Origin of the sequence: Psychrobacter sp. PG1 (genome assembly GCF_014897815.1) — a bacterium.
GTDB lineage: Bacteria > Pseudomonadota > Gammaproteobacteria > Pseudomonadales > Moraxellaceae > Psychrobacter.
Window position 1 is genome coordinate 1 of record NZ_JABUZG010000018.1, and the last position, 10,095, is coordinate 10,095.

Genomic DNA, 10,095 nt, shown 5'->3' on the forward strand with positions numbered 1-10,095 from the left:
TTTGCCATCGTTTTATTCCCAATGTTCAACACGCCCTAATAGATTATATTTAATAAGTTAAGTTTGATAAGTAATATTTAACTGTTCAATCCTTTGATGACTTTAGATAGTATTTGTTATAAAAAAGCCAGTATGCTTATTGCATGCTGGCTTTTTTATAATCATAATCCGTTAAAACTCAAGAATGTAAGCTTTGTACCCACTGGACAATTTGGTCGCTAGGTAACGCACCTGACTGCCGTGCTATCTCTCTACCATTTTTAAAAGCCACCATGGTTGGCAAACTGCGAATATTATAAGGTGCCGCCGCTTGCTCATATTTATCGGTTTGTATTTTGGCAAACACTACTTGTGGCAGTCGCGCCGCTGCGGCTTTAAACTGCGGTGCCATCATGAGACACGGCTGACACCAACTTGCCCAAAAATCAACGATGGTCAAGACCTCATTTTTTTGAATGACTTTACGAACCGTTTGGGCGTTTAGTTCATGAGGGCTACCGGTTAATAACGGCTGACCACATTTGCCACAATTTGGCGCAGCACTAAGTTTGGCTGCTGGTATGCGGTTGGTTGCCTGACAATGTGGGCAGACCAGATGAGAGTTTTGCTCACTCATTATAAGACTCCTATGCAAGTAGCATGGGTATTGGTCAATCAAAGTATCCAATACCCATGCCTGATTATGTATTTATGACAATAAATCTAGCGACTGTTTAACGCTTGCAGGTATTCATCCCAAGCATTTTATACAAAGGACAAAAGCGGAAGAGTCCTGTGAGTAAAGGCACTAAGCCAATCACGCCCCACCAGCTTTGAAAATACAAACCCAAGCCGATAATCACGACACCCGCGATAATACGTAGTAAACGCTCAGTACTGCCGATATTAATTTCCATGGTTCAATCCTTAAGTGTGAAGGCTCAATGGTAGAGGAGTAATATAGCCATGTGTTTACGGTAAAGACTAGCATTATGATGGCTTATACTCGTATTGTGCTTACGTAACGTGATACATGTTTATAATATTTGCTTATTCTGATGTCTACTTATCCTGATATCTGTCTTATTGCCCAAGTACATTAATCGGTACTTTGAGATAACGGGTACCATTGTCTTCTGGCTCTGGGAAATGACCTGCATCGATGTTTACTTGTACCGATGGAATAATGAGACGCGGCATGTCAAGAGTGGCATCGCGGCGCTCACGCATTTGCACAAACTCTGCTTCATTGATGCCATCTTTGACATGGATATTGCCCAGTTTCTGTGCAGCGACAGTCGTGGTTGGACAGTGCTGGCGACCCTTGCTTGGGTAATCATGGCACAGATATATTATCGTATCTTCAGGGAGCGCAAGGAGCTTCTTGATTGAGTGGTACAGCGTCTTGGCATCCCCACCTGGAAAGTCACAGCGAGCCGTCCCGACATCAGGAGCAAATAAAGTATCACCAACAAAGACCACGGTCTTTTCATCATCAGTAGCAATATAGGCCATATCTGCCGGCGTATGACCCGGTACATACATGACCGTAATAGTAATATTGCCAAGCGCCAAAGTATCGCCCTCATCCGTTAGAATATCGAACTGGCTGGCATCGGTGCGAAAGCTGGTATCAAAGTTGAATATTTGCTTAAATATTTTTTGCACTTCGGTGATATGTTGACCGATTACCAACTGCCCGCCAAGTACGTCTTTGACATGTATCGCGGCGGATATATGGTCAGCATGCGCATGAGTCTCTATGATGTAAACCAGCTCCCAACCATGCTCGCGGACGAACTTAACCACCTCATCGACGCTAGTAGTACTCGTGCGCCCTGACTTAGCATCAAAATCCAATACAGGATCGATGATGGCACAGACTTGTTGCTGAACGTCTGCGAGTACGTGAGTATAAGTTTCTGTGTCGCTATGTAAGAATGAATGAACTTGCATGGCTACCTCTTGGCTTTTAGATGAATATTTTATTTTTTGATAAATTGTTCAGTATAATATGCACTGGCTTCAGCTTATCGTATTGACCGCCACATATTTATCAACGATGCATGCCAATATAGCAACGATTTAACATTTTATCAATTTATATAATGTAAATAACGATAACTTGCTATCCGTGGCAATATCATTGATAATTAATCCTATCTTAGTTATTAATCCTAAATTTTTTATTATGTCTTATATAAGGAGCTTGCTCTGACTACTTCTACTTCAGCATTGAGCACCTCGACTACCAGCATTGATGATGCGTCATCTAGCGTAGCAGACTTTGCCCCTAAAGACCTTGCTGAGCAAATGCAGCAAGCGTCCATGCAAGCCAGCCAACTATTAAAGTCGCTTTCACATCCTGATCGCTTATTACTCTTATGTCAGTTGACTCAAGGAGAATATTGCGTCAGCGAGCTTGAAAGCTTAGTCGGTGTTGGTCAGCCAAGCTTGTCACAGCAGCTTGGTATTCTACGCAAAGATGCGCTGGTGACGACCCGCCGCGAAGGCAAGCAAATCTATTATAGTATTGCCAGTGACGATGCCTTGGCGGTGTTACATTTATTGTATGAACGCTTTTGTGCCAAAACTGATAGCTAGTTTGTTGGCTTGCGTTTTTAGCATCCGTTTTTAGCATCCGTTTTTAGCATCCCTTGTTAGCGTCATTTTTCAGCATAACTTTATAAATTTAGCGCTTGGCTGTATTTAACCTTTTCTTTTCTTTTATTCAATTTTTTCTACTATAGTCGGTTCAATATAGTTTAGATACAAGGAAGGCAAGCGAAAGTACTACCAATAGTAGACTAAGCGAGCCTGACACCGTATCTGATTTATATAAGATTGACTATATATTGTGATGACATATTGCTATGCCTTCTATCGCCGCTCGTCTGATTCCTGCTTGGTTGCGTCAATACCAGCTGTCTGCCTTGCCAACTGACGTTGTTGCTGGGTTGGTGGTTGGGGTGCTCGTCATTCCACAAAGCTTAGGTTATGCGGTATTGGCAGGATTGCCACCCGTCTATGGACTCTACGCGGCCATCGTTCCCGTGCTGGTCTATGCATGGATAGGCTCGAGTAATGTGCAAGCAGTAGGGCCTGTCGCTATTACAGCGATTATGACAGCCAGCAGCCTGCACCCTTATGCTACAGAGGGCTCTCAGCAGTATATATTGATGGCAAGTTTGCTGTCATTGATGGTTGGTACAATGTTATGGCTAGCAGGGCGGCTCAAACTTGGCTGGATTATGCAGTTTATCAGTCGCGGCGTTTCAGCAGGCTTTATCAGTGGTGCAGCCGTATTGATTTTTGTCAGTCAGCTTAAATATCTGACTGCGATTCCTATTGCTGGAAATAACTTAATCGGTTATCTATCAAGCATGCAAATGTATGCACGCCAGCTACATCCGCTAACCTTAGTTATTGGCGTCATTGCTTTTGCACTGTTGGTGGCCAATCGCTACGGTAGCAAATGGGTATGGAAATCTTGGTTATCAGCGTCTTATGCCAAATGGGCTGAGCGACTGTTTCCGCTTATTTTGCTCGGTATTGCGATTGTTTTGAGCATCAGCTTACACTGGACCACGAACGGCGTGGCCACGATTGGTAGTATTCCACAAGGCTTACCAACCTTTACCCTGCCCTATGTACCAGACTTCGGTGAAGCGCTGAATTTATTACCTAGCGCAGGTTTGATGGCATTGATTATCTTTGTCTCTAGCAGCTCCGTCGCCAGCAACTATGCACGCCTGCGCGGTGAGACTTTTAACGCCAATAGTGAGCTGACTGGACTGGGGCTTGCTAATATGGCGGGCGGTTTCTTTCAAAGCTTTACCGTCGCTGGCGGCTTTTCGCGCACCGCTATCAATGCCGACTCAGGGGCCAAAACACCAGTTGCAAGTTTAGTAACCGTGCTGGTCATGATTGCTGCTTTAATCGCTTTTGGCAAGGCACTCGCACCACTGCCCTACGCTTTATTGGGCGCAACCATCATGGCATCAATCATCGGTCTCATTGATATGGCAACCTTGAAGTCGGCATGGCAACGCGACCGCCTAGATGCGGCCAGCTTTTTGGCGGCATTCATCGGCGTATTGATATTTGGATTAAATACTGGCTTGGTGATTGGTTTGATGGTGTCGTTTGCTAGCCTCATTTGGCAATCGAGTAAACCGCACGTCGCTGTGGTTGGTCAGCTAGCTGGCACAGGGCATTTTCGCAATATAAACCGTCACGATGTGGTGACCTTTAGCAACTTATTGATGCTGCGTATCGATGAGAGCTTATTTTTTGGCAATAGTGAATCCGTCCATCGTAGGGTCATACAAGCCACTCAGCAATATCCCGAAGCGCATGAGATTATTCTTATTATGTCAGCGGTCAATCACATTGACTTGACCGGACAAGAGATGCTTATCAGTCTTAATCAAGAGCTGTTGAACCAAAACAAACATTTAAACTTTAGCTTTATTAAAGGGCCAGTAATGGACATCATCGAGCATACTCCGGTCATTACCACCCTCTCAGGTCAAGTTTATTTAAGCACGATGGATGCGGTAAATGCGCTAAAAGATGTCTAATCGGTCTGTGAGACATATGTTGCTCAATCAAGCATACTTATTATTATGCTGTGACAAAATATAGATATGATAAAAGCTGTGTTATGCTAAATTGGTATAAGCCCCTAAAAAATACAGCCTTTAGAAGAGATGCCTAAAGTACAGCCTTTATAAAATAGCGCTTAGCTACAATGCGATACCTCCAAACGTCTTTTAATATACGCGACCAAAGCTACTTATGACCGATAATTTAACCATTTATAAGCAAATTTATCCAAGCCAATGCACCAAGATTGCTGAGCTTGGCTACCGCTCCGTGCTCAATATTCGTCCTGATGCCGAGACAGAAACGCAGCCCAATAGCGGCGACTTTACCAGTGCGACGGCAAAAGCCAACCTTACTTATCATCATTTACCGTTTGATGATGAGCGTTTGAGCATGGCGACTGTCGAGCAATTTGCAGCATTTTATCGCTCGATGCCTAAACCGATATTGATGTTTTGCGGGACAGGTGCACGTGCTAAATTGTTGTATCAAAGCGCATTGATGCAAGGTTTGTTGTAAAAAACCGCTATACCTTATTGAAATATTTTAATCCAAGCGCAAAAGTTTCGTTTTTACGCTAAAAAATAAAAAGGAGCTCTTATGAGCCATCAAATTAGTATTACCGGACAAATCACCCCTGATCAAGTACCTATGATTGCTGAAAATGGTTTTAAAACCATTATTAACAACCGTCCAGATGGTGAAGAGCCGAACCAACCGACCAGCGCTGAGATTGAAGCTGCTGCTAAAAAAGCAGGGCTTGCTTATAAAGAAGTGTCTTTCGCTGGTAGTGAGCTTAATCAAAACCATGTCGAAGAATTTGCTGATTTCTTTAATCAAGCTGAACAGCCAATGCTGATCTTTTGCCGTACTGGCAACCGCTCAACAGGTATTTATGAAGCGGCAAAGCGTATGGATTTATTAGACGATTAATAGTGATTTAAATATAATCGCTACTGCTGAAAAACGCCCGTCCAAATTTTGGAGGGGCGTTTTTTATTGAAATTACTGAACTATAGACTGGTTAATTTTTAATATTGAGCACATAATAAAATACTACTTATACAGCTCAATAGGACTTTTTATGCAAAAACCGCTACTCATCATTGGCAATAAAAACTATTCGTCATGGTCATTACGAGCTTGGCTATTACTCAAAGCTTTCAATATTGACTTCGACGAGCAACTGATTGAGCTGTTTCATCCATCCGCGACAGCCATTCTCGATGAGCATGCGCCAACAGGCAAAGTGCCAGTTTTAGTCTATGGTCAAGATGATGAAAAAGTCACGGTCTGGGATACTTTAGCGATTGCCATTCATGCCAATGATTATTTGACAGAATTAGATCTTTGGACAGGATTGAAGAAGTCTGATACTGATGCTAAGAGTGATACTAGCACCAGAATAAATAGCGCCTATTGCCAAAGTATCGTCGCTGAGATGCACTCAGGTTTAACAGGCATTCGTAGTGAGATGCCGATGAATATTCGAGCGACGGCGAAGATACAACCAAGTAACGCATGCTTAAATGATATCGCTCGGATAGAAGATATTTTTGCGGATTGTTTAAAAAATCGCGCAACAGACAGCTACTTGTTTGGCTCATTTACAGCTGCCGATGCTTTTTTCGCACCAGTTATTCTACGTTTGCAAACGTATGCCGATGCCTCTGGCATAGTATTGAAATCAACGACCAAACAGTATTGTGAGACGATATTAAACGATCCTTATCTACAGGCTTGGCGAGAGGCAGCACTTGAAGAAACTCGCGTAATTAAAGAAGATGAAGCAGGTGAGATACTGTCGGTGGTTGGGGTGTTGGCTGATTAAAAGTGAATCATTGGAAACGAGCTTAGTAGTTATCTTTTAAAGGATAATCATTAGGCTCTATATAACCTTTGTCTTTTTGATAATGAATACGATAAACAAAATCAGCATATACCTTACCTTTTGTCCGCCCATTGATGGTTAGTTCCAAAGGATAAAACCCATTGACTACCCTACTGCTATCAACAGTAAAAGTAGCTTTGACATCATCACACTCTGACATATCGTCTTCGCATTTCCCCGCATTTTCGTTATTAAAATTAATACCTATCCAACTCTGTGTAATACCGCTGCCACTAGGTGTCAATATGACAAGACTATCACTGTAATAACCTTGATGCGTATCACCATGCTCATTTATAAAGCCCCACGTATTTGTCGCAAACTGTTCTAAATCCCAATCACCTAAACCAAGACCATTACTGCCTGCATTCATATAAGGATTGGCCGACTCAACTTGCCAGCCTTCACCCTTAGGCTTTAAAACAAACATACCGACTAAACCACTATCGGCATGACCACGTAAAACTTCTTCACCATCTTCATCAAAGCCAACATCACCTGTAATTAATATATATAAGCGTTTACCTTTATCCGTCTCTATGACCTTTTGCCTATCAATATCTATGCAATAGCCCGTCATATAAGGCCCTTTAGTTAAACCATTCACAGAACCAGAAGGTGCAATGACACCATGACACTGTAATGCTTCGTTATAAAGCGGATAGTACTGCTTGAGGATATCTATCACGCTATCAACAGCAGAGGCTGTACCGCATATTAATGTGACTGTAATAAGGAACGTTAGTTTTCTTAAGCTGAGTAATCCTAAATTAGATTTGAACATCTTAAATACTTCCTTTGAAGCTCTCAAAATTTTTATCGTTCATTTTTATGAAACACGAATATAGTTATGAATATGAATCAAAAGCTTACATCTTTCATTGGATAATCATTAGGTACTTGATACCCTAATCGGGGCTGATACTTAATAAGATAGACTTGATTTTTATATACCTTATCATCTTCAAAACCGTTTAGAGTAATCTCTAATGGATAAAAACCATTAATTATCGTCTTTTTATCAACGCCTAGCTTAGCCTTTAAAAGTGTACAAGTACTGGCATCAGGGTTGCTACAGCCTCCTGCTGACCCAGATCCTCCATTAGAATGTTCATACTTGGCTTCTACCCAGCTTCTTCTAATATTACTCTTGTCTGGCGTAAGTAACACAAAAGCCGAGCCTGAATGAACCCAATGCGAATCACTATGAATGTTAATAAATCCCCATTTATCAGGGGCAACTTGTATCAGCTTCCAGTCTTTTAGACCTTTACCAGAAGCACCTGCATTCATCGCTGGATTGGCAGATTCTACTTCCCAGCCTGAACCTTGTGGCTTTAGAACAAACATGCCTACTAGACCAGAAAATACGTGTGCTCCATACGCTTCGCTACCGTCTTCATTAAAACCGATATCGCCAATGACCGATATATATAGCCTTGTACCCTGCTTGGCTTGTACCTTTAATTGTCTATCAATTTTAATACAGTAACCGTTTTGATAAAGTGTGCCTTCGCCATCTGATGAACCGTTATTAGCCATAATACCTCGACACTGCTTAGCCTCATTATAGATAGGATAGTATTCATTCAGAATCTCATTGACCGTTTGCCCTGCATAAGCATTGGTTACACTAAATATAAACGATATAAAAACCAGACATTTAACCCAATGATTATTTTTGCGAACTGCATATTTATTTTTCACTATTAAGGTTCTCATAAAATATTAACGAACATAAGTTAATTGATAAATTTTTACAAGTAGTATATCAGCACCCATAAAAAAACCACCTCAAAAGAGGTGGCTTGTTAGACTAAATTTAGCGTGAAATAACTTACTGCATAACCAAGTACTCGAACGCTGATAATGCCGCTTTACTACCCTCACCCATCGCAATATTAATTTGCTTAAATGGCACAGTGGTCACGTCACCACAAGCAAAGATACCTTTGCGATCAGTACGGCAGCGCTCATCAATCTCAATCTCGCCAAAACGGTTCAAATCAACAAAGCCTTTGACAAACGCAGAGTTCGGTACTAAACCAATCTGTACAAACACCCCTGCCAAGTCACGCTCATGAGTATCACCTGTACTGCGATCTTGATAAACGATCGAAGTCACTTTACCATCAGTCGCTTTAATTTCTTGCGTCGCTGCGCCAGTGATAAATTCGATATTGGCTTTCTCTTTGGCTTTGTTAATCAATACCTGATCCGCTTTTAAATCATCCGCGAACTCAAGCACGGTCACATGCTTCACGATACCAGCAAGATCTAATGCCGCTTCGATACCAGAGTTACCACCACCGACGACTGCAATGTCTTTACCCTTAAAGAATGGGCCGTCACAGTGAGCACAGAAAGCCACGCCTTTACCGATGTTTTCTTCTTCACCCGGAACACCAAGCTTACGCCACTGAGCACCCGTCGCTAAGATAATACTGCGTGTCTCAAACGTCTCACCCGTGTTTAGATGAATGCGATAATTTTCATCTTCTGTCTCACTGATTTCTTTGACGCTGACGTACTCTTTTAAAGTAATATCGTATTCGCGTAAATGCTTTTCAAAGTTCGCTGATAGCTCAGTACCCGTGGTTAAAGGCACAGAAATTAAGTTTTCGATATCCTGCGTGTCTTTCACCTGTCCGCCGATACGATCAGCAACCATCGTCACTTTTAAGCCTTTACGAGCGGTATAAATCGCAGCGGCAACGCCAGCTGGACCTGCACCAATAATCGTCACATCTTGCTGCTCTAACTGCTCAGCATCGTCATCAGCTTCTGCTAACAAGTCAGGAAATTGCTCTTGCAACTTTCCAATCAATTTTGCCGTGTCGAGGAGGCCATTGGCAAACGGTTTACCATTTAAGAATACCGCTGGTACACCTTGGATGTTATTAGCATCAACCTGCTCTTGGAATAGAGCACCATCAATCATCTCGTTGCTAATGCCATCGTTCAATAGTGCAAACTGGTTGAGCGCTTGTACCACTTCTGGGCAACTGTGGCAAGATAGCGACACGTAAGTTTGAAACTGTAGTGGCTTATTAAAACGCTTAATCAGCTTTTGAATACTTTCATCCAATTTTAGCGTATGACCACCGGCTTGCAAAATGGCCAAAATCAGCGAAGTAAACTCATGACCACCGGGGATACCACTAAAAACAATACCCGTATCAGTCAATGCACCATCGACATGACTAACCACTTTAAAGCTAATTGGACTTGGTAAGCTATCATCAGTTGCTGTTGCATCAAAATTGATTTTATCTGTGGTGCCAGCGATTTTAGTCAAAAAATCAATCAACTCAGCACGCTTACTATGTTCGCCACTACCCAATACGAAGGTAATTGGACGAGTCATCTTTTCACTATAACTTTTGATGGCATCTAATAAACTTTTATCTATCATGTTTGTTCCTCATCATTACTGGATATGTAACGGCAACTGTCATGTTGCTCGTTCAAATATAGACTATTTGGTATTAATAATTTTATCTAAAATATTATAGGCCATAAGTTTATGCCCTTTGATGTCTCTATTATCATAGGTTCTGAGGGTTTCGGCAAGCTGAGAAACTCAAACCTTATGTTTTATAAAACCAATCATTAAT

At 41.9% G+C, this 10,095-nt stretch carries 11 protein-coding genes; 5 read left to right on the forward strand and 6 right to left on the reverse strand.

What is annotated here, in order from left to right:
* Window positions 1-178: 178 nt before the first annotated feature.
* The 3 genes from trxC to INT03_RS00665 all read right to left on the reverse strand — a co-directional run bounded on the left by trxC (window position 179) and on the right by INT03_RS00665 (window position 1,935).
* The gene (gene trxC / locus INT03_RS00655) at window positions 179-616 is read right to left on the reverse strand and encodes a thioredoxin TrxC (RefSeq protein WP_055124746.1); all 438 of its coding nucleotides are present in this window, start codon (window positions 614-616) and stop codon (window positions 179-181) included.
* 97 nt (window positions 617-713) lie between these two features.
* A complete protein-coding gene (locus tag INT03_RS00660; protein ID WP_045444095.1) occupies window positions 714-896 on the reverse strand; it encodes a DUF2892 domain-containing protein in 183 nt (60 codons plus the stop codon).
* A gap of 166 nt (window positions 897-1,062) precedes the next feature.
* Window positions 1,063-1,935, reverse strand: a complete 873-nt coding sequence (locus INT03_RS00665; protein WP_193007172.1) for an MBL fold metallo-hydrolase — start codon at window positions 1,933-1,935, stop codon at window positions 1,063-1,065.
* A gap of 279 nt (window positions 1,936-2,214) precedes the next feature.
* Between INT03_RS00665 and INT03_RS00670 the strand changes: the two genes are divergently transcribed.
* From INT03_RS00670 to INT03_RS00690, 5 genes are all read left to right on the forward strand, one after another.
* On the forward strand, window positions 2,215-2,583 hold the full coding sequence (locus tag INT03_RS00670) for an ArsR/SmtB family transcription factor (RefSeq protein WP_319020723.1): 369 nt from the start codon (window positions 2,215-2,217) through the stop codon (window positions 2,581-2,583).
* A 269-nt stretch (window positions 2,584-2,852) separates the two neighbouring features.
* On the forward strand, window positions 2,853-4,562 hold the full coding sequence (locus INT03_RS00675; protein ID WP_193007173.1) for a SulP family inorganic anion transporter: 1,710 nt from the start codon (window positions 2,853-2,855) through the stop codon (window positions 4,560-4,562).
* 217 nt (window positions 4,563-4,779) lie between these two features.
* Window positions 4,780-5,106, forward strand: coding sequence for a beta-lactamase hydrolase domain-containing protein (locus INT03_RS00680; protein WP_060491797.1), 327 nt, complete (start codon window positions 4,780-4,782; stop codon window positions 5,104-5,106).
* An 81-nt stretch (window positions 5,107-5,187) separates the two neighbouring features.
* Window positions 5,188-5,520, forward strand: coding sequence for a TIGR01244 family sulfur transferase (locus tag INT03_RS00685; RefSeq protein ID WP_021813753.1), 333 nt, complete (start codon window positions 5,188-5,190; stop codon window positions 5,518-5,520).
* 151 nt (window positions 5,521-5,671) lie between these two features.
* Entirely contained in the window at window positions 5,672-6,418 is a 747-nt protein-coding gene (locus INT03_RS00690; RefSeq protein ID WP_193007174.1) for a glutathione S-transferase family protein, read from the forward strand.
* A gap of 22 nt (window positions 6,419-6,440) precedes the next feature.
* Here INT03_RS00690 and INT03_RS00695 read toward each other — a convergent pair whose 3' ends face one another.
* The 3 genes from INT03_RS00695 to ahpF form a co-directional block, all read right to left on the reverse strand.
* Complete coding sequence (locus INT03_RS00695) at window positions 6,441-7,262, reverse strand: hypothetical protein (protein WP_193007175.1); 822 nt, start codon at window positions 7,260-7,262, stop codon at window positions 6,441-6,443.
* Between the two features lie 77 nt (window positions 7,263-7,339).
* Entirely contained in the window at window positions 7,340-8,185 is an 846-nt protein-coding gene (locus INT03_RS00700; protein ID WP_193007176.1) for a hypothetical protein, read from the reverse strand.
* Window positions 8,186-8,315: 130 nt separating this feature from the next.
* The gene (ahpF, locus tag INT03_RS00705; protein ID WP_193007177.1) at window positions 8,316-9,893 is read right to left on the reverse strand and encodes an alkyl hydroperoxide reductase subunit F; all 1,578 of its coding nucleotides are present in this window, start codon (window positions 9,891-9,893) and stop codon (window positions 8,316-8,318) included.
* Window positions 9,894-10,095 lie beyond the last annotated feature (202 nt).

Coding starts and splice junctions, on each gene's coding strand:
- ahpF (WP_193007177.1), bottom strand. CDS start 9,893: ATGATAGATAAAAGTTTATTAGATGCCATCAAAAGTTATAGTGAAAAG.
- INT03_RS00660 (WP_045444095.1), bottom strand. CDS start 896: ATGGAAATTAATATCGGCAGTACTGAGCGTTTACTACGTATTATCGCG.
- INT03_RS00665 (WP_193007172.1), bottom strand. CDS start 1,935: ATGCAAGTTCATTCATTCTTACATAGCGACACAGAAACTTATACTCAC.
- INT03_RS00690 (WP_193007174.1), top strand. CDS start 5,672: ATGCAAAAACCGCTACTCATCATTGGCAATAAAAACTATTCGTCATGG.
- INT03_RS00695 (WP_193007175.1), bottom strand. CDS start 7,262: ATGTTCAAATCTAATTTAGGATTACTCAGCTTAAGAAAACTAACGTTC.
- INT03_RS00675 (WP_193007173.1), top strand. CDS start 2,853: ATGCCTTCTATCGCCGCTCGTCTGATTCCTGCTTGGTTGCGTCAATAC.
- INT03_RS00680 (WP_060491797.1), top strand. CDS start 4,780: ATGACCGATAATTTAACCATTTATAAGCAAATTTATCCAAGCCAATGC.
- INT03_RS00685 (WP_021813753.1), top strand. CDS start 5,188: ATGAGCCATCAAATTAGTATTACCGGACAAATCACCCCTGATCAAGTA.
- trxC (WP_055124746.1), bottom strand. CDS start 616: ATGAGTGAGCAAAACTCTCATCTGGTCTGCCCACATTGTCAGGCAACC.